This is a genomic window from Dasania sp. GY-MA-18, assembly GCF_024734385.1.
Classification (GTDB): domain Bacteria; phylum Pseudomonadota; class Gammaproteobacteria; order Pseudomonadales; family Dasaniaceae; genus Dasania; species Dasania phycosphaerae.
In genome coordinates, this window is sequence record NZ_JANHAP010000012.1 from 53,176 (window position 1) to 72,453 (window position 19,278).

Here is a 19,278-nt window from a genome sequence, read left to right on the forward strand (position 1 = left end):
CGGAATGACGTGTTTGCGTTTGTGCGGTTTGTCATGCCGGGGTTGATTCGGCGTCTATGTTGTTGCTTGTGTGTTTGTCATACCGGGTTTGACCCGGTATCTATGTTTTGCTTTTTTGCTCTGTTTGTTTCTGGTTGATCTTTGTTTAATCTAGTTTTTGTTTCGCCTTGCTAGGCGAGTTACTTTTCTTTGATTCAAAAATGCTCTTCGCATTTTTTCACCCTACGGGCGCCTTTTGTAAGACAGGCGTTCAAACTGCTATGCAGTTTGTGCCTTGCCCTAGAAAGTAACCAAAAGAAAGGCCACCCCTACTTCATTCGGCACATCCATGTGCCTCACCTAAAGGCAGCACTTTGTGCTGTGCAAATTGGCTATCCTGCCAATTTGTCATCGCCCTTCGGGTGCCCTGCGCTACTCGATTTTTAACGGGCGTTCCGGAACTCGCATTTTGAAGATACTTAATCTTCAAAATACTCAAACATCCGTCACTACTTCGTCCCGTTAAAACTCTCCGTTGCTCGGCGATTCCCAAGGGGCAATTGGGTACTTCGTAGGGGGCTTTGTTTGTGGAACCATATCACAGGAAAGCCTAGCTACGAAGTGCCCTTTAGCTTGTTATTCCAAGAGGTAGGGCTCGATTGTTGTGAGAGTGTTTTTACCATTCTTGTTTACTGGATCCCGGCGTTCGCCGGGATGACAGTTTCTAGCTTTTAATTACCCTGCAACCCACTTCTTTTAACCGATACTAAATTATCTCCATCACTTGCTACGAAGCACCCGATTTCCCCTTGGGAATCGCCGAGCAACGGAGGAAACTTACGGCACGTAGTAGCGAGGACTGTCTGAGTGCAAAAACGATTGAGTATCGTTTTTGTGCGAGTTCCGCAGCGGCCGTAAGTTTTTGATTCAAATACGCTAAGGCGTATTTTCACCCTTCGGGCGCCATTATGAAACTGGCGTCCAAATTCCGCCTTAAGCGAAATTTGTGAGTAGCGCAGGGTACCCGCGTAGCGGGCGATGGACTAGGGGTGCCCTTTCTTTTGGTTCTGTTTTCTTTGGGCAAACAAAGAAAATGAACCCGCCCAGCAGGGCGGAACCCTAGCTTAAATTACAATGAACAAACGCTTAGTAATTAAAACCTAACAGGCTACTTAACCCGCATCCCCGCCTGTGCCCCCTTATGCGGCTCCAGCAACCAAATATCCTCGCCCCCTGGCCCTGCAGCCAACACCATCCCCTCAGACATGCCAAAACGCATCTTACGCGGCTTCAAATTCGCCACCATCACCGTTAGCTTGCCTATTAAATCCTCTGGCCCGTAGGCGCTTTTAATCCCGGCAAAAACCTGCTTTTGCTCTTCACCCAAGCTCAAAGTCAATTTCAATAATTTATCGGCACCTTCTACGTGCTCGGCGTTGACGATTTCGGCTATGCGTAAATCTACCTTGGCGAAGTCTTCAAATTCGATTTCGCTGGGTGTTGCTGGTTCAGCGGGCTTTTGCTTTTTGGCTTTTTTCTCAGCCTTGGGTGCTGCTACGGCTTGCTCTTCTTTGCTGGCTTCTACGATAGCATCGACTTTGTCCATTTCTATGCGCGACATCATGGGCTTGAATTTGTTGATGTGGTGGCCCAGCAGCGGCTGAATTTCATCTACCCAAAGTAAATCACTGTTTAAAAAGGCTTCGGCCTTGGCAGCTGTTACCGGCAATATCGGCTTGAGGTAGGTCATAATCAGGCGGAACATATTGATGCACTGCGAGCTAATAGCCAGTACCTTTTGCTCCTGGCCTGCTTGTTTGGCCAGTGCCCAGGGCTCTTGGCTGTCGAAGTATTCGTTGGTGGCATCGGCCAGTGCCATAATTTCACGCAGGGCTTTGCTGTATTCGCGCTGCTCAAAATAGTTAGCTATTTCTTCACCTTTGCTCACCCCTTGTTGCCACAGTTCGGGGTTGTCTAGCTGATCAGCCATAATGCCGTCGTGCTTTTTGGTAATAAACTTGGCGCTGCGGCTGGCGATGTTGATGACCTTGCCGACTAAATCAGAGTTAACTCTTTGCACGAAGTCAGTGAGGTTTAAGTCTATATCGTCAACGGCTGCGGAAAGTTTGGCGGCGTAGTAGTAGCGTAGGTACTCGGCATCCAAGTGTTCAAGGTAGGTTTGTGCCTTGATAAAGGTGCCGCGCGATTTGGACATTTTTTGCTGGTTAACGGTTAAAAAGCCGTGGGCAAAAATGGCGGTGGGCTTGCGGTAACCGGCTGACTCCAGCATGGCTGGCCAAAACAGGCCGTGGAAGTTGATGATGTCTTTGCCTATAAAGTGGTACAGCTCGGCCTCTGAGTCTGCACCCCAGTAGTCGTTAAAGTCTATGCCCGCTTTTTGGCAGTAGTTTTGAAAGCTGGCCATATAGCCTATGGGTGCGTCCAGCCATACATAAAAGTATTTGCCCGGCGCATCGGGTATTTCAAAACCAAAGTAGGGGGCGTCGCGAGATATATCCCACTCTTGTAGGCCAGGCTCCAGCCACTCGTTAAGCTTGTTGGCGATTTGCGGTTGTAGGCGGCCGCTTTGGGTCCACTCTTTTAACATGTCTTCAAAGGAGGCTAGGGTTAAAAAGTAGTGGGTAGATTGTTTCTCAACTGGGGTGGCACCCGAGATGGCTGATTTAGGGTTAATTAAATCGGCCGGGCTGTAGGTGGCACCACAGGCTTCGCAGTTATCGCCGTATTGGTCGTCGGTTTTACATTTGGGGCAGCTGCCTTTGATGTAGCGGTCGGCCAGGAATAATTCTTTTTCGGGGTCAAAGAGCTGGGTGATTTCGCGGCTGGCGATATGGCCATTGGCGCGTAGTTTTTTATAAAAATCTTCCGACAGGGTTTTATTTTCGTCGCTGTGGGTAGAGTGGTAGTTGTCGAAGTCGATTAAAAAACCATCAAAATCTTTTTCGTGTTCGGCTTTTACGTTGGCGATTTGTTGCTCTGGGGTGAGGCCGTTTTTTTCGGCGGTGAGCATAATGGCGGTGCCGTGGGCATCGTCGGCGCATACATAGGTGCACTGGTGGCCGCGCTGCTTCTGAAAGCGTACCCAAATATCGGTTTGTATGGTCTCTAGCAAATGCCCTAAATGCAGCGAGCCGTTGGCATAGGGTAGGGCGCTGGTAACGAGGATTTTGCGGGCCGTTTTGTTCTGCTCTGACATAGTAGTTTGCTTACCTGGGCTGTCTGTATGAGTGCCTGAATGGATACTGGGTGGATGTTAGTGTGTGATAGTCGTTAAAAGCCCGCTACTATAGCGGTTTTGGGCGGATATTTCATGTGCAAATTTCCGCTAACAGCTTTATTTAACAGGCTTTTTACCTAGGGCTAAAGCCCGCGTATACTGGCCCCCGTTTATCGTTTAGCCGCAGTGAGTTTTATCATGAGTCAGTACCGTCAGCAGCAGGTTGAAGAGTGTTTATTAAGCTATGTGGATCCGCATTTGCAGCGCAGCTTGTTGGATGTGCAAGCCATTAAGTCGATGGCGCTGAGTGCTGATACGCTGAATTTAGCGATAGAGCTGCCTTACCCCATGGGCAGTGTAAAGGCGCAGCAGCAGGCGGCAATAGCGCAACATATAGAGCAGGCTTTGCCTGGCCTCAGTGTTAACGTGGCTATTAACAGCCAGATTAGTAGCAATCCTACGCCGGCTAACCAGCAGGCTTTGGCTGGGGTGAAGAATATTATTGCAGTGGCCTCGGGCAAAGGCGGGGTGGGTAAATCCACCACCTCGGTAAACCTGGCTTTGGCGCTGGTGCGCGAGGGCGCCAAGGTGGGTTTGCTGGATGCCGATATTTACGGCCCCAGCCAGGCGTTAATGCTGGGAGTGGCCGAAGGTACTAGGCCAGAGCCCCACGGTGACAAGGGTATGCAGCCTATTAGCGCGCATGGTTTGCAGAGCATGTCTATGGGCTATTTGGTCACCGAGCAAACCCCCATGGTGTGGCGCGGGCCTATGGCCAGCGGTGCTTTGGAGCAGTTGTTGCGCCAAACTCATTGGCAGGCGTTGGATTATTTAATTATCGATATGCCGCCGGGCACTGGCGATATACAGCTGACCTTGTCCCAGCGCGTACCCGTAGCGGGGTCGGTGGTGGTGACCACGCCGCAGGATATTGCCCTGTTAGATGCCAAGAAAGGCATAGAGATGTTTAACAAGGTCAAAGTGCCGGTATTGGGGGTAGTGGAAAATATGGCCACCCATATATGCACGGCCTGTGGTCACGAGGAGCATATCTTTGGCGAGGGCGGGGGCCAGCGCATAGCTCAGCAATATGGCGTGCCGCTATTGGGTGCGTTGCCGTTATCGCTTACTATTCGCCAGCAAACCGATGCGGGCCAGCCTTCGGTAATCGCCGAGCCAGAGGGTAAAATCGCTTCTCTTTATGGCGAGATTGCGCGTAATATGGCCGCCCAATTGGCCTTACGCCAGCAAATAGCTACGTCGGCTATCCCTGAGATAGTGATAACTAACGATTAATTGATTGAGATAACAGATAGGAAAGCACATGAGTATTAAATCAGATCATTGGATACGCCGTATGTCAGAGCAGCAGGGCATGATAGAGCCCTTTGAGGCTAGCCAGGTGCGCTACGGCGAGAATGGCGACCGCTTGATCTCTTACGGTACTTCCAGCTACGGCTATGATGTGCGCTGCTCTAATGAGTTTAAAATATTTACCAATGTACACTCCGCCACGGTAGACCCTAAAAACTTCGACGAAAATAGCTTTGTCGATGTGGTGGGCGATGAGTGCATTATCCCCCCCAACTCTTTTGCGCTGGCGCGCACAGTGGAATATTTTCGTATACCGCGCAGCGTGTTAACGGTGTGCTTGGGTAAATCCACTTATGCCCGCTGCGGCATTATTGTTAACGTCACGCCCTTAGAGCCTGAGTGGGAAGGCCATGTGACACTGGAGTTTTCCAACACCACCAACTTGCCGGCAAAAATTTATGCCAACGAAGGTGTGGCGCAAATGCTGTTTTTTGAATCGGATGAAGTGTGTGATATCAGCTACAAAGACAGGGGCGGCAAATACCAAGGCCAAACCGGGGTGACGCTGCCAAAAACCTAAGGCTTTTTCACGGTTTATAGCTGTAAGCCTATAAGTAACAAACTTAATTAAGCACGGCGTAAGCCGTGCTTTTTTTATGCCTTTTCGAAAAAAGCAAACTGATAAAATTTGTTAGGACGGCGCTGTCACTATAGGGCTGTGACGCTGCTCTCATTTCTGGGTATGGGTAGGCTAATATCGGCTTTGCACCATGACAAGCTCTAGCTCTAGGGCTTTACTGTGAGGACTTAGCCCCTTTTACACAGAGGCGCCTCCGACAGTAGGAAACTCTCATGAGCATAATCTTTACGCAGGCTAGTATTTTTCATTTGTATCGTTTGGGTTTAGTGGTAATGGGTAAAACTGGCGAAAAGTATCGTTTAAGCGATGAAGGCGATATGAACGCCTTAATTCGATACTGTGATCAAACCCGTGACCCCAGTATTAGCCGTCAGTTTGATGCTTTTTTAGATTCTGTAGACCCCGCCACCCTGGCGCTAATGAAAGCCAAGCGGTTAATCAGTTATGGCAGTGAGGCGCGTAGTGATAATAGGGGGCGCTTGCGTAGCGTAGGTTAGCAAAGCCTTTTTAGTAAGTTGATGTAAGTGTTGGTAGTTGATGTAGCGTAAGTAGTAACCAGGTCCTTCATCCCTGTTAGCCTTAATACTTAGTATTAGGGCTTTTTTTATGCCTAGGGTTTGAGTTAAGAGATAGAGGCCTTATAGACAATCTATGCCATCTAACAGCATATGTATGATTAGCCCCAAGCCGATTAAACGGCTGGGCTGATAAAAACAGGCGGCGGTATAAACGGCTATGGCCCAGTAATGATGTAAGGGATGAAAGCCTATACTGCAGCGCTGGGGATCGTAGATAGGGTTGGCTAATAGGTGGTCGGCATCGACCAGCATGGTGGCCAGCATAATGGCAAAAGCCCGCTGCCAATGCGCTCTAAAGGCAATAAGCGCCACAGCCAGCGGCACAACAACATGTAAAGCTAAGTGCAGGTATTGCATGGCAGTCGCTTAGCGGCGCAGCCAGTATTGCGGGCTGAGGGTGACGCTGCCTTGCTCGCTGCTAAACCACAGTTGCTCATCTTGAATATTGCACTGTAGGTGCATGGTGCGCTGGGTGAGTTCGGTTAAGGCCTGGCTTTCTTCGCTGGCTATATTGACGATGCTTAAATTTTGGCAGCGCTGCAGGGCGTTGGCGTTTTTCTCGTACCAGTGTTCGGCGGGGTTACCGCCATAGCAGACTATAGTTACTCTCTGTGCGCGGCCACAGGCTTTGCGTATGCGTTTTTCGTCGGGCATGCCCAGATCTATCCAATGCAGGATTTCGCCCGAAAGGCTTTTGTGCCACAGGTCGGGCTCATCATCGGTGCTAATACCCTTAGTGAGCTGTAGTTGTTCGTGGGCGTTGAGGGCAAAGGCGGCTAGCCTAACCATCATGCGCTCGTCGGTTTCGGAAGGATGACGGGCGATGGTGAGGTTATGCTCGTGGTAATAATGCCTGTCCATGTCGGCAATATTAAGCTGGGCTTTAAATATAGTTGCGTTTTGGGCCATGAGTTACTGCATCTGTGTGCTTATATAAAGCGGCGCAGTGTACCGTAAATCTCCTAGGCTGGCCTGTAAAAAAGTAGCTTCCTTGCTAAAACAGTGCCTGGGGTAAAACGCTGTAGTTTAAGCTGCCAGCATGACTGAGCCGTTGTGGCCTTGGCTGCGGATAAAGTATTCGGCAGGGTAGCAGCGGCCGTTTTCATCTATGGCGGCGGCATGCACTATGGCTTGTATGGTGCCGCGGTTATCGTAGATAGCGGTTTCGTAACCCTTGCCTTTGATTTTGTTGCCATCGATATTGCTTAAGAACTGGCGAAACTGGCGATAGTTAACAGGGGTAAATACGGACTTATTCATAATTGGCTCCAGCAGCATGGTGGTGCAAGGCACCGTTAGCTTATTTATACGTGCTTTGATAAGTTCTGTTGTTATATACATACTGTATGTAGATACAGCATAGTTATCTATACAGTGAATGCAAGTTTTTTTTCTGTTTTTATAAGGCCTGTTGCAGGGGGTTAACTGTGGCGTTTAGTCACCATAGCTTTTAGCTATCTTTATCTTATTATTTATTGTTTGGGGCTATCTTTTGCTGATGGCTGCAGCGGGCAGCCAATGTGGCGGTAAATTTGGGCTATGCTGAATTAGCTATCGGTTTTGAGGTGGTTAGCTAGGGCTAATAATGCCGCGCATGGGGGGCTAAATTTGTTGCCTGTCTCATGTCTCAATGTTTAACGATCTGACTTACGGGCTTAATTGTATGTTTATTAACAAGCTTCAAATGCGCAATAAGTTTTTATTATTGGTGGCTGCGATTACTTGTATCTTTGTGTTGGCGATGTTTTTTATGAAGTCAGCGAATGATCGTATTGCTAATAATTTTACGCGTTTTTATCAGGACCATTTTACGGTTTCGCAGTTATTGGAAAACATCCATGCGTTGCAGGTGGATTTAGTCGTTAATATACGGGGCTTACAAATTGTTTACTTATTGAACTTGGATGAGCAGGTGCCGGCTAATGTGGCAGCCATTAAAGCTAATTTTGACCAAACCCCGGCGTTACTGGCCAGGTTAAAAACAGAGTATGTGGGAGATCCAACCAAGCTGGAAAGCTTAATTGCTTTAGTAGAGCGTTACCAGGTGAACGCTAGGGCCTTTGTTATAGCTATGGAAGATTCTCCGATTAACAAAGCGCCCTACGAGGTGTTTGCCACTTTTGTTAACTCATATGAAGCGTTGAAAAAAACATTTCATAGCTTTCAAGAATACACAGATCAGCAAGCACAGTTAGCCAATAAAGATACTCAGCAGGCTATTAGCTCAGCCAATAATTTGTTTTTTATTGCCATTATTGTCGCTGCTTTAGTTTCGGTGTTATTTAGTGCTTATATCTCTAAGCAAGTGGTTTCCTCTTTGCAGCAGGTAAAGGATGTAGCGCAACAATTAGCCACAGGTAATTTGCAGATGGTGGTAGGTTTGCAGGGCAGTGATGAAATTGCACAGTTGGGCCAAGCTTTAGATAGCACCATTGTGCATCTAAAGAAAACCTTGTCAGATATTCAAAATTCTACTCAGGTCGTTAGCAATAATAGCTCAACTCTGCTGAGCTCAAACTTGGCGATACAGAATGCGGCAGCAGAAGTTTCTGATCACACCTTGCAAGTAGTGACGGCTATAGAAGAGTTTTCTATGACCAGCAAAAGCATAGCCGAAAACACTACTGAGTCGGCCAGAGCTACCGATGATATGAATGTTTTGGCCGCTAAGGGGATTAGCTCTTCGGTAGATACCATGAATACGGTGATGTCATTAGTGGGTAGCTTAAAAGAAGCCGCCGATGTGGTTAACGCCTTACAGGATGAGTCGCAAAGAATAGAAAGTATATTGGATGTAATACGTAGCATCGCCGAACAAACTAATTTGCTGGCGCTAAATGCCGCCATAGAGGCTGCCCGTGCCGGTGAGCAGGGGCGGGGTTTTGCGGTGGTAGCTGATGAGGTGAGAACCCTGGCGCAGCGCTCGCAGGTGTCGGTTAATGAAATAGAAACCATGTTGTCAGAGCTTAGCGCTGCCAGTAAAAATGCGGTAAAAATTATGACGGAAAGCTCGGCTATAGCTAACTCTACTGAAGCGCGCATGATAGAAAACAACCAAATGATAGAAGAAATACAGCGCATGATAGATAGGGTAAATGGCCAAACCCAACAAATAGCCACAGCCGCAGAACAGCAAAGTGTGGTGGCCGATGATATTAGTAATAATATGCACACCGTGCAGGAGCTAATGAATCAAACCGCTAAAATTTCTAATGAAACTGCGCAATACAGTGAGGAAATGAGCGAGGTAGGGCGGCAGGTGATGCAGCAGGTGCAGTTTTTTAAATTGCATTAGATTAATGCTTGAGCTCTGCTAAATCGCTATAGCATTGCAGTGATTCGGGGTTGACGATATCAGCAATATTACTAATGGTTTGGCCGTGTACTAAGTTGCGCACGGCCAGCTCTAAAATTTTGCCAGAGCGTGTGCGTGGTACATCGTTTACTTGAATAATCTTGGCGGGTACATGCCTTGGGCTGGTATTGGCACGTATGGTGGTTTTTATTTTATCGCTTAAAGCTTTATTCAGCGTTAGGCCTGTGCGCAGCATTACAAATAAGACTATGCGCACATCCCCTTGCCACTCCTGGCCAATAACCAGCGACTCCAAAACCTCATCGACTTTGGTGAGCTGCCGATAAATTTCGGCGGTGCCTATACGCACGCCGCCGGGGTTGAGGGTGGCATCGGAGCGGCCATAAATAATTAAGCCTTCATGTTCGGTGAGTTCGGCGTAGTCACTTTGGCACCAGACCTTTGGGTAGCGGCTAAAATAGGCTGCGCGATATTTTTTTTGCTCAGGGTCGTTCCAAAAACCTATAGGCATGCTGGGGAAGGCTTGAGTGCAAACCAGCTCGCCTTTTTGTTGGCTGATGGCCTGCCCCTGCTCATCAAAAATGTTTACCGCCATGCCCAAGCCGCGGCACTGTAACTCACCGCGCCACACCGGTAATACCGGGTTGCCCAAGGCAAAACAGGAGATAATATCGGTGCCGCCAGAGATGGAGCTAAGGCAGAGATCTGTTTTTATATGCTTATAAACATAATCAAAGTTTTCAGCTAATAAGGGTGAGCCAGTAGAGAGTATGCAGCGCAATGCCGATAAGTCGTGGCTGTGTTTGGGCTGTAGCTGTTGCTGCCGGCAGCTATCGATAAACTTGGCGGAGGTGCCGAAAATATTAATGGCCTCTTGTTGCGCATAATCAAATAAATGCTGTGGGCTGGGGTAAAAGGGCGAGCCATCGTAAAGCATTAGGGTGGCACCCGCTGCCAAACCTGAGGCCAGCCAGTTCCACATCATCCAGCCGCAGGTGCTGTAATAAAACAGCTTGTCGCCGGGCTTGATATCCACATGTAATAAATGCTCTTTTAAATGTTGCAGCAGGGTGCCGCCAGCGCTATGCACTATGCATTTGGGTATGCCCGTGGTGCCCGAGGAGTAGAGTATGTATAGCGGGTGATTAAAGGGCAGCTGCACAAAGGGTATAGACTGGGCTGAATAGGGGGCAATAAAATCCGCCAGCCATGTGGCTTGTTTAAGGTTTTGTGCTGGGGTAGTACCTGCGTAGGGCGCGACGATGACTTGCTCTACGCTGGCTAATTGCGCGGCTATGTTTTGGGTTTGCAGTAGTGAATCCTGCCATTGGCCATTATAAAAATAACCATCGGCGCTAAACAGTATGCGCGGTTGGATTTGTTGAAATCTATCCAGGGTGCTGGCCACGCCAAAATCGGGTGAGCAGGAAGACCATATTGCCCCTAAGCTGGTAGCGGCCAGCATGGCGATAAGTGTTTCGGGCATATTGGGCATGGTCGCGGCTACCCTATCGCCCGCAACTACCCCTGCCGCTGCCAGCGCTTGTGCGGTGCGCGATACCTGTTGATAAAGCTGGCCATGGCTAAGGCGGCGTTGTACTTGGTCTTCGCCCCAAAACACGATGGCATCGCTATCGTCTTGGCGGCGCAATAGGTTTTCGGCAAAGTTTAACTGCGCTTGGGGAAACCACTGCGCCTTGAGCATATCCTCACCATTGTGCAACACGCTGTTGCCGCGCTGGCCGCGAACTTGGGCGTAGTCCCATAGCGCGCCCCAAAAAGCTTGCGGCTGCTGTAACGACCATTGGTAGAGTTGCGGATAATCCTGTAACGGGGTTGGTATCTGCTTGTTAACGTAATGGCGAAAGGCGCTGAGGTTGGCCGCTAGTATTTGCTGCTCGCTGGCTTGCCACAGGGGCTGATGATTATGGCTACTGGTTGGGCTCAAGAGCGCGTCCTCAAACGGGCAGTGGTGGCTGCAAGGGGGCGCGGGTAGCAAAAAATGCTGACTAGCTTAATGCAGCCGGATATTTATAGGGTAGACCATGGGGCTGCCTTGTTTAAATTAAAAACGTTTAAATTAAAAACGTTTAAACCAAAAACCTTTAAACTAAACGTAATGCTACTTTTTTAAAGGCTCTATCACGCTTTCTAGGCCGTTGATTTTTATTTCTAAGGTGAGCTGTAACAGGCCGCCTAGTTTGCCTTCGGGCCAGCCTTTTTTAGCAAACCACAGCAGGTATTCTTCGGGCAGGTTGATAAGTGGGCTGCCTTGGTATTTGCCAAAGGGCATAGCCATATTGGCTATGCTGACTAAATCCTGTTTTTCAAACATGGTTTATGCTACCGGGCTTATTCGTCTGCGGGCTGCTCGTTGCTGCTGGCCTGGGGTTTAAGGTGTTTATTTAATTGCTGGCGCAGGGATTTGGGGATTTGATTAAGGGTGAGCCTGCCCGACATTTCATCAAAGGTTATATCGCTGCCGAAACGGCCCGATGAAAAGCTAATACTCATATCCTTGTCGCGGCCAAAGAAGCGTATAAAACGTTTTAGGCTGCTGCGGTCGGTGTGTATGGCGGCTAGCGGCGTTTCTTGTTTATCGCTAACAAAGCTGGAGAACTCTAAGGGCGCAGATTCATTGAGCTGGCTGGATAGGTCTTTAATCACCACCGGTTCGCCTACGCTATCGCGCTCTACGCAGTAGTCTATAACTTTTTCTTTATATTCTTTGGCTTGCTGTTCCGGCAGTTTTTCGGCGAATTCATTAACTATGGTTAAAAACTCTTTGGTTTCGCTTTTGACATCTACGCCAACGGCAAAGCCTATGCTGTTGGTAAAGGCTTCAGTAATAACTTTGTTACCGCGGCTGGTAATCATGGTGAGGTATTTTTGGTTGTCCTCTTCCAGCCATTCGCTGAGTTGGCACTTAATGGCGTAGTGCATTTTTTTGCTGTTGATAAAGCTGCTGGTGCTGACTTCTAGATTGGAGTCTATATACAGGGCTTCGCTGTGTTCCAGCCAAAATACATAGAGCATTTTTTGCTCCATGACGGTTTCCAGTGCCACTAAGATGTGGGCGCTGAAAGCATCTTCGCTGCTGTCCAGTTTATCGCTTAGGTCGCTAACCAGGTTTTGACTAAGGCTGATAAAGCTGATGGATTCCTGTTGCTGTTGTTTAATCCATTGCGGAAGTGGGTTTTCTTCCAAACTGCTATCAAAATGGCCAAATTGTTTTTGCGCTGAGCGCTGAAAACTGTGCTTGAGTTGCTCAAACAGCGAAAAAATAGGGCCGCTGCTATTGGCTTCTTCGCTGCTTAATTGGCTGTTGATATCGCCGCCGGGGGCGCTGCGTTCGAGTTTGTGCAGTATGCAATGGTTTAAAGGCATAGGGGGAGTCGTATTATTGGTTTAATTAATGGGCGCTAAATACTTGTATGGCGTAACCGGTTTCCACCGCATCTTTCATATTGGGGTCGGCAGCGATAAGCTTGGGGTCGGCTAAAAAATGCTCGGCAATCATCTTGCGCTTGTCTATTTTAACGTTATCAAAACCCGCTTGCTCTACATAAAATTTGCACAGTAACTCGGCACCGCTGAGGTCCTTAAAGTTCACATACACCATAAAGGGGACTTCGTCGCCAGCTTTAAAATCATCAAAGGGCTGGGGCGTGTTGGCGTTAACCGAGAATACGTACATAAATAGGCCTGTGCTGTTAGCGATTGAATGCAGGCTGGGATTCTAACGGATTGCAGAGTTAACCGCGACTGTGTTTTGCGGCCATAAAAAAACCACAGCCGGGCTGTGGTTTTACAGGGTTTGCCTGAGGGCTGCTTAGGGCATGGCTTTAATAAAGCTGCGCCATTTTTTCTGTGCCTCTACCACCATGCTGGGGGTGGCTTCGCCTATGCCGGCAATTTGTAGCTTGGGGTGGCGGCTGACCACTTGGCAGAGGGTGTTTTCCTGGTTGGGCGCTACGTCCACAAATAGTACGTGTTTGCCTTCGTGCAGGGCTTTTTGGAAGCGCTTAAACTGGTAGTGCGGCTCTTGTATGCCAAATAGGCCGCCCTCCCAGGTGCAGAACCCCAGCACCACTACAGCTAGGAAAATAAAGGGCACCCAGCCTGCCGCTGATTCGGTCCAGCCCGCTAGGTAGGCCACCAGTAACACGATGATGGCGGCGACTATGCCGGTTACGGCGCCTATTTCCATGGAGTGTACAACATCCTTTTTTAACACCGCTTCAACTTCGTGCAGGTGGTGATTTTCTACGTCGGCATCATTTTCGCTAAGAATATGAATTTGTGGCGTTTCAACACCGCTACTTTCTAGTTCTTGTTCGACTAGCTCTAAGTCGTCCAAGTTATCGGTAATATAAAAGTGCCTTTTCATTATTAGACCCTCATAGGATGTGGCTTGTATAAATTATAGTCATCTGTGAGGCGCAAATATCCCTAGTTCTAGGACTAAATGGGGATAATGGGGGCAGTACTTAGAGGGTGGGTTTATTAATAAGAGACTAACGCTATTAAAAAATAATACTTATACCTCAATGCTTTGAGGCATAAGTAAATAGGCTGCGGGGCTGATGGCCTATGTGAGGGCTTATTCTATGATGGTGTAAACCTTGCGCACGGTTTCTACCACTTCGCTGGTGCCTTGCCAGCCCTTGTCAAAAGCAAAGCTATCGCCAGCTTTCACTTCGGTGACTTCGCCACTATCGGCGGTAAGTATCCAGTGGCCTTTAATAATATGGCAGAACTCGGTAACCGCTAAGTTGAGCCTAAGCTTGCCCGGCTCGCATTCCCACGTACCCATGGAAATGCCGTCTTTTTCGTAAAAGCCACTATAGCTCTGCTTGGGCAGCTCGCCTATGGGCTCGCCAAAGGAGGGGCAGGCTTGCAAGTCGTTAAGGGCCAGGGCTTGTTGCTGCAGAGGTAAAGACGACATAAAAACTCCAAAACTTTATTTCAATAGAGCCAAAAGTCTAGAGTATTTACCGGGCTGCTGATACGAGGCTATGGAAAATGACAGTTTGAGTATAAAAACAGCGCCTGCGGTATAGCCCGTTATTGCATGGCCGCCTGCAAGCTGGCGATGGTTTGTGGGCCCAGTAGGGTTTTGTGTAGCTTGCCTTGGGGGTTGTAAACGTAGGTGGTTGGCAGGGCTATGGGGATGGCGTGGTTGAGGCTAGGTGCGGGGTCTTGCTCTAGCACATGGTAGTTAATGGCAAATTTTTGCGCTTGCTGTTGTAGTGCTGCCCCTTGTAAACCATCAAAATTAACCGCAAAAACCTGCGCCTTGCCTGCCTGTTGCTGCGCAAAGTGGTTGAGTTCGGGGATTTCCTCTATGCAGGGCTTGCACCAGCTGGCCCAGTAATTAATAAACAACCATTGCCCCTGATAGGCGCTAAAGTCGGTGTTGGCGGTGGCTGTTTTTGCGCTGTTGCTAGCTTGTTCACAGGCGCTGAGGCTGGCAGCTAATAACAGGGCTAGGCTAAGTCGTATTATCATAAAGCGGCTCACGGTTGTGCTTGGCTGGCTTGGTCGCCAGGGTAATAGCCCAAGGCATGTACCCACTCGGCTCCGGCTAGAATAATTAGCCAGCTGGTATAGATCCAAATTAAAAATAAGGGGATGGCGGCAAAGGTACCGTAGATCAACTCAAAGCTGGTAAAGCCAACCAGCCAGCTGAATAAGCTGCGTGCCCCTTCAAAGGCGGCCGTGGTTAGGATTGCACCTATCAAGGCATGTTTTATTTTGACATGGCAATTGGGTACTAAGGCAAACAATAGGGTTAGGCCTATTACCATAAGGGCAAAAGGTGCCAGATAAAGCACTATTGGGGTGGCAAAAAACAAGTCGCTCACGGTACTAACGTATTTTAGTGAGGCCAGATAGGTTGCCAGCAGCAGCGCTAGCCCCAGGCAAATGGGCCCCAGACTAAGAATGGTCCAGTGCATAATAAAGCTGTTAAAACCGGGCCGTTTAGAGGCGGCCGTCCAGATGGTTTCAAACATATCCTCTATGCTTCGCAGCATTAGCCAAGCGGTGATGGCTATAAAGATAATTCCCAGAGTGGTGAGCTGGCGTGCCTGCTGTGAAAAGCTGTGTATATAGCTTTGTACACTTTGGCCAGAGCTGGGCATTAAGTGGCTAAAAATAAATTGTTCAATATCATTGCCCAGGTGTTGAAACTGGGGGATTAGCGATAATACCGAGTACATTACGGTAATAAGCGGCACTACAGCAAACAGGCTGGTGTAGGTCAGGGCTGCGGCGCGTTGGCTGCAACCATCGTTAATATACTGGCGTACGACATAAGCTATAAACTTAAAAGCGTGATGGTGGCGTAGCATAGGCTTTTTTGTGCTGTCCTTTATGTATAATGCTTTTTTATTTTAGCGGCGATGGCTGCCAGTATAACCAAGCCAGCGCTGACTACTAGAGCTAACGTTGATTACCCGCGACTTTAACCAGAGGTTTTTATGAGCCAAGTAACTATTTACCATAACCCCCGTTGTTCAAAATCCCGCCAAACTCTACAGCTAATCGAAGAGCAAGGTGTTAGCCCTGAAGTTGTGTTGTATTTAGACGATACCCCCAGTGCCGATGAAATAGCAGGCCTGTTAAAAAAACTGGGCATTAGCGCCCGCGAGCTATTGCGCAAAGGTGAGGATGCCTACAAAGAGCATAATTTATCCGATACCAGTTTGGATGATGCCGCTATTATTGCGGCCATGGTGGCCTCGCCTAAATTAATCGAGCGCCCCATAGTTGTTAAAGGCAAAAAAGCGGTACTGGGTCGCCCACCGGAAAATGTTTTAGCTTTGCTATAAACACCGCAACTATTTAGTAGAGCTAAAGATGAATAATAACCCCTATGTATTGGTGTTGTATTACAGTCGCCACGGTGCGGTGGCCAGCATGGCTAAGCAGGTTTGCCGTGGTATAGAACAGGTCACCGGTATAGAGGCGCGGTTGCGCACCGTGCCTGCGGTATCCACCGAGTGTGAAGCAGTAAGCGATGATATACCCGCCGATGGCCCGCTGTATTGCAGCGAGGAGGACTTGCAGCATTGCTCAGGTTTAGTGATGGGTAGCCCTACGCGCTTTGGCAATATGGCTGCGGCCTTAAAGTATTTTATTGATGGCACCTCTAGCCTGTGGCTAAGCGGGGCGTTAATCAATAAACCGGCGGCGGTATTTACTTCTACCGCCAGCATGCACGGCGGCCAAGAGAGCACCTTATTAAGCATGATGTTGCCGCTAATGCATCACGGCATGGTCTTAGTCGGACTGCCTTATAGTGAGCCTGCATTAATGAAAACAGCGGCTGGTGGCACGCCCTATGGCGCCTCCCATTTGGCGGGGCAGCAGGGGCGACCCTTAGATACTGATGAGCAGGCTCTGTGCCTGGCTTTAGGCAAACGTGTGGCCACACTGGCTTTACAACTACAACCCAGCGTGTGATTAGCGCGTCAGCTTATAGGTTTACTATGTCCAATAATTATCAGCGTTTAAGCGGCTACACTTTTTATACCGTGCTGTTTAGCTACGCCAGCTTACTGGTGCTGTATGTGCTGACGCTATTGATGTACCCCAGTTGTGGCCGCTCCGGGAATTTGCTGATTGCGGGTTTACACCTAGTACCGCTGTTGTGCTTTTTGCCCAGCCTGATGCGCCAGCATATACGCAGCTATGTGTGGTTTTGTTTTATGTTACTGGGTTATTTTTTAGTCGCAGTGCCCAATGCTTTAGGGTGTAGCACCGTGTTAAATATTTTAGAGCCTATACTGGTGGTGATTTTATTTACTGCTGCCATGATGCATGTACGCTGGCGCTCGCGAGCGCTTAAAGCCCGCAGCGCGGTTGCTGAGCACGATAACGAGAGTGAAGTATAAGGAAGTCATATGACAGAAAAAAAACCGGGCATTATTCGTAGAAGCTTTGGCTTTTTAGGCCGCTTAATTTCATGGCTGCGGGTGATTATAGTCAATGGTGTTTTTGTATTGATGCTGTTGTTTGTTATTTCGCTTTTTTCTAGTAAAAAAATGCCCTCCATACCCGAGCAGGGAGCTTTGATACTTGAGCCTAAGGGTACAGTAGTGGAACAGCTCAGCTATATAGATCCGCTGATGAATTTAATGGCGGATAATAATCCTAGAGAGCAAGAAACCTTACTGGCCGATATGATAGACGCCATATTGCTGGCCAAAGACGACCAGCGTATTAATAGCCTGGTGATTAAAACCGATTACCTAATGCGCGGCGGCCTCAGTAAATTACAAGAAGTGGCAGCGGCCTTAGCAGAGTTTCGCAAAAGCGGTAAAAAAATTGTGGCGGTGGCGGATTATTACAGCCAAGACCAATATTTATTAGCGGCTCAAGCTGATGAGATTTACATGCACCCCATGGGCGGCGTAGCCATACAGGGTTATGGTTTGTACCGCAGCTATTACAAAGAAGCGCTGGATAAATTATCGGTAGATTTTCACGTGTTTCGGGTGGGTGAGTTTAAATCCGCACTAGAACCCTTTATGCGCAATAATATGTCTGAGCCAGCGAAAGAGGCCAACCTGGGCTGGTTAAACCAATTGTGGCAGCAATATAGCAATGCTATCGCCCAGCGCCGTGGTTTAGAGTTAGTCGACATTAATACCTATGTTAACGAAATAGATAAGCTACTCGCACGTCACAATGGCGATAGCGCACAGGCGGCTGTGGCTGCAGGTTTGGTCGATGGTTTGAAAAGTCGCGATGAAATCAATCAAACCTTAATAGAATTAGCCGGTGGCGAGAATGACGAGGGCAGCTTTCAAGGTATCGCCTTTGAGCGCTATCTGTGGTTAAAAAAACACGAGCTGAAAAAACAGCAAAGCAAGAATGTAGTGGGGGTGATAGTAGCCGCTGGTAATATTAGCGGTGGCAAGCAGCCACCGGGTAGCATAGGCAGCGATACCCTAAGCGAGTTGATACGGCAAGCGCGCAAAAATGATGCAGTAAAAGCCGTGGTATTAAGAGTGGACAGCGGCGGCGGCAGCGCTTTTGCCTCTGAGTTAATACGTCGCGAGCTGGAGTTGTTAAAAGCCTCAGGTAAACCCTTAGTGGTTTCTATGGGTAGTATGGCGGCTTCTGGTGGTTACTGGATTTCATCCTTGGCGGATTTTATTTGGGCAACGCCTACCACCTTAACGGGGTCTATAGGTATTTTTGGCGCCTTCCCCACCTTGGATAAAAGCTTTAATCGCCTAGGTATCTATAACGATGGTGTAGGCACTACTGCCGTAGCCGATGCTTTTAGAGTTGACAGGCCCATGAACCCCATCGCGGCCCGAGCCATACAAAAAAACATAGAGCACGGTTACCAGCAGTTTTTATCCATAGTGGCGCAGGGCCGCGATATGAGCGAAGAACAGGTGGCCGATATAGCCGAGGGTCGCGTTTGGTCGGGGCAAGATGCTGAGCGTTTAGGCTTGGTGGATGGCTTAGGGGGTTTAAAACAGGCGATAGATTCTGCGGCCAAACTGGCCAGCCTGTCAGACTACCGGGATCAGCTTATTGAACGGCCGCTATCCCCCAAAGAGCAGCTGCTGCGCCAGTTAGGCCAGGTGTTAGTGCAGCCCTTGCAAGGGGTTTTAAGCCCGGTATTACCTAGCCAGTTGCAACAGCTGATGGCTCCCTTTAAAGAGGCTAGTCAATTTTTGCAGAGCATGAGTGACCCAGCCGGTTTGTATGTGCGCTGTACGGATTGCCTGGCACCATAATTGGGCGGTAACTGCTAACTCTCGGTTACGGTGGCGTACTGTGTGCGCCACTCTTCAAAGCCGCCATCCATGCTATAAACTTCACTAAAGCCTTGGCTGGCAAAAAAGTCGGCAGCGCCCTGGCTGCTATTGCCGTGGTAGCAATACACAACCAAGGGTTTGCTGTGATCTTGCTGCTGGATAAAAGCCTGCACATTGTTGTTATCTATGTGTATGGCCCGTTCTATATGTGAGCTGATAAAAGAGGCTTGGTCGCGTATATCGACTAGGGTGGCGTCTTGTTCATCTAACAGGGTCTTGCTGTCGCTAATGGATAGGCGTTTGAAAGTCATGGCGCTGCCTGTAGTTTTTGTGAGTAAAGGTCATTATTATACGGCCCGCAGCCAGCGATAGCAGCTCAATAACATAATAATCTGAAACCGTCTGTATGATCTTAAGGGGATAGGGCA

General features: G+C 48.6%; 21 protein-coding genes. 8 read left to right on the plus strand and 13 right to left on the minus strand.

All coding sequences use genetic code 11. The features are described from left to right. Positions 1-1,147: 1,147 nt before the first annotated feature. Complete coding sequence (gene metG / locus NO559_RS14195) at positions 1,148-3,196, minus strand: methionine--tRNA ligase (RefSeq protein ID WP_258332528.1); 2,049 nt, start codon at positions 3,194-3,196, stop codon at positions 1,148-1,150. A 219-nt stretch (positions 3,197-3,415) separates the two neighbouring features. Here metG and apbC point away from each other — a divergent pair, with 219 nt between their 5' ends. The 3 genes from apbC to NO559_RS14210 all read left to right on the plus strand — a co-directional run bounded on the left by apbC (position 3,416) and on the right by NO559_RS14210 (position 5,668). Then, positions 3,416-4,513: an iron-sulfur cluster carrier protein ApbC gene (gene apbC / locus NO559_RS14200; protein ID WP_258332529.1), complete on the plus strand. Its 1,098-nt coding sequence runs from the start codon at positions 3,416-3,418 to the stop codon at positions 4,511-4,513. Between the two features lie 28 nt (positions 4,514-4,541). Continuing rightward, positions 4,542-5,111: a dCTP deaminase gene (dcd, locus tag NO559_RS14205; RefSeq protein ID WP_258332530.1), complete on the plus strand. Its 570-nt coding sequence runs from the start codon at positions 4,542-4,544 to the stop codon at positions 5,109-5,111. A 272-nt stretch (positions 5,112-5,383) separates the two neighbouring features. Then, positions 5,384-5,668: a hypothetical protein gene (locus NO559_RS14210; RefSeq protein ID WP_258332531.1), complete on the plus strand. Its 285-nt coding sequence runs from the start codon at positions 5,384-5,386 to the stop codon at positions 5,666-5,668. A gap of 141 nt (positions 5,669-5,809) precedes the next feature. On the opposite strand, the gene NO559_RS14215 is transcribed toward NO559_RS14210, so the two are convergent. The 3 genes from NO559_RS14215 to NO559_RS14225 form a co-directional block, all read right to left on the minus strand. Further along, complete coding sequence (locus NO559_RS14215; RefSeq protein ID WP_258332532.1) at positions 5,810-6,106, minus strand: DUF6122 family protein; 297 nt, start codon at positions 6,104-6,106, stop codon at positions 5,810-5,812. A gap of 9 nt (positions 6,107-6,115) precedes the next feature. Next, complete coding sequence (locus NO559_RS14220) at positions 6,116-6,658, minus strand: YaeQ family protein (protein ID WP_258332533.1); 543 nt, start codon at positions 6,656-6,658, stop codon at positions 6,116-6,118. A gap of 117 nt (positions 6,659-6,775) precedes the next feature. Beyond that, complete coding sequence (locus tag NO559_RS14225) at positions 6,776-7,009, minus strand: hypothetical protein (protein ID WP_258332534.1); 234 nt, start codon at positions 7,007-7,009, stop codon at positions 6,776-6,778. A 403-nt stretch (positions 7,010-7,412) separates the two neighbouring features. On the opposite strand from NO559_RS14225, the gene NO559_RS14230 reads away from it, so the two are divergent. Continuing rightward, the gene (locus NO559_RS14230; RefSeq protein ID WP_258332535.1) at positions 7,413-9,044 is read left to right on the plus strand and encodes a methyl-accepting chemotaxis protein; all 1,632 of its coding nucleotides are present in this window, start codon (positions 7,413-7,415) and stop codon (positions 9,042-9,044) included. Between the two features lies 1 nt (position 9,045). On the opposite strand, the gene NO559_RS14235 is transcribed toward NO559_RS14230, so the two are convergent. From NO559_RS14235 to NO559_RS14270, 8 genes are all read right to left on the minus strand, one after another. After that, on the minus strand, positions 9,046-11,013 hold the full coding sequence (locus NO559_RS14235; RefSeq protein WP_258332536.1) for an acetoacetate--CoA ligase: 1,968 nt from the start codon (positions 11,011-11,013) through the stop codon (positions 9,046-9,048). A 174-nt stretch (positions 11,014-11,187) separates the two neighbouring features. Then, entirely contained in the window at positions 11,188-11,400 is a 213-nt protein-coding gene (locus tag NO559_RS14240; protein WP_258332537.1) for a DUF3820 family protein, read from the minus strand. A gap of 17 nt (positions 11,401-11,417) precedes the next feature. Next, a complete protein-coding gene (locus tag NO559_RS14245) occupies positions 11,418-12,452 on the minus strand; it encodes a nucleoid-associated protein (protein ID WP_258332538.1) in 1,035 nt (344 codons plus the stop codon). Between the two features lie 25 nt (positions 12,453-12,477). After that, positions 12,478-12,762: a hypothetical protein gene (locus NO559_RS14250; RefSeq protein ID WP_258332539.1), complete on the minus strand. Its 285-nt coding sequence runs from the start codon at positions 12,760-12,762 to the stop codon at positions 12,478-12,480. A 135-nt stretch (positions 12,763-12,897) separates the two neighbouring features. Beyond that, entirely contained in the window at positions 12,898-13,455 is a 558-nt protein-coding gene (locus NO559_RS14255) for an NAD/FAD-utilizing enzyme (protein ID WP_258332540.1), read from the minus strand. Between the two features lie 213 nt (positions 13,456-13,668). Then, positions 13,669-14,013, minus strand: coding sequence for a cupin domain-containing protein (locus NO559_RS14260; protein ID WP_258332541.1), 345 nt, complete (start codon positions 14,011-14,013; stop codon positions 13,669-13,671). Between the two features lie 119 nt (positions 14,014-14,132). Then, positions 14,133-14,576, minus strand: a complete 444-nt coding sequence (locus NO559_RS14265; RefSeq protein ID WP_258332542.1) for a TlpA disulfide reductase family protein — start codon at positions 14,574-14,576, stop codon at positions 14,133-14,135. A gap of 8 nt (positions 14,577-14,584) precedes the next feature. Continuing rightward, positions 14,585-15,421, minus strand: a complete 837-nt coding sequence (locus tag NO559_RS14270) for a YihY family inner membrane protein (protein ID WP_258332543.1) — start codon at positions 15,419-15,421, stop codon at positions 14,585-14,587. 129 nt (positions 15,422-15,550) lie between these two features. On the opposite strand from NO559_RS14270, the gene arsC reads away from it, so the two are divergent. From arsC to sppA, 4 genes are read left to right on the plus strand one after another with little or no spacing between them, the layout of a single operon-like run. Further along, positions 15,551-15,901, plus strand: coding sequence for an arsenate reductase (glutaredoxin) (arsC, locus tag NO559_RS14275; RefSeq protein WP_258332544.1), 351 nt, complete (start codon positions 15,551-15,553; stop codon positions 15,899-15,901). Positions 15,902-15,929: 28 nt separating this feature from the next. Then, positions 15,930-16,535 carry an NAD(P)H:quinone oxidoreductase gene (gene wrbA, locus NO559_RS14280; RefSeq protein ID WP_258332545.1) on the plus strand — a complete coding sequence of 202 codons (606 nt, stop codon included), beginning with the start codon at positions 15,930-15,932 and terminating at the stop codon, positions 16,533-16,535. Positions 16,536-16,561: 26 nt separating this feature from the next. Further along, positions 16,562-16,966 carry a DUF2069 domain-containing protein gene (locus NO559_RS14285; protein WP_258332546.1) on the plus strand — a complete coding sequence of 135 codons (405 nt, stop codon included), beginning with the start codon at positions 16,562-16,564 and terminating at the stop codon, positions 16,964-16,966. 9 nt (positions 16,967-16,975) lie between these two features. Next, positions 16,976-18,829, plus strand: a complete 1,854-nt coding sequence (gene sppA / locus NO559_RS14290) for a signal peptide peptidase SppA (RefSeq protein WP_258332547.1) — start codon at positions 16,976-16,978, stop codon at positions 18,827-18,829. A 14-nt stretch (positions 18,830-18,843) separates the two neighbouring features. Here sppA and glpE read toward each other — a convergent pair whose 3' ends face one another. After that, a complete protein-coding gene (glpE, locus tag NO559_RS14295) occupies positions 18,844-19,161 on the minus strand; it encodes a thiosulfate sulfurtransferase GlpE (RefSeq protein ID WP_258332548.1) in 318 nt (105 codons plus the stop codon). Positions 19,162-19,278 lie beyond the last annotated feature (117 nt).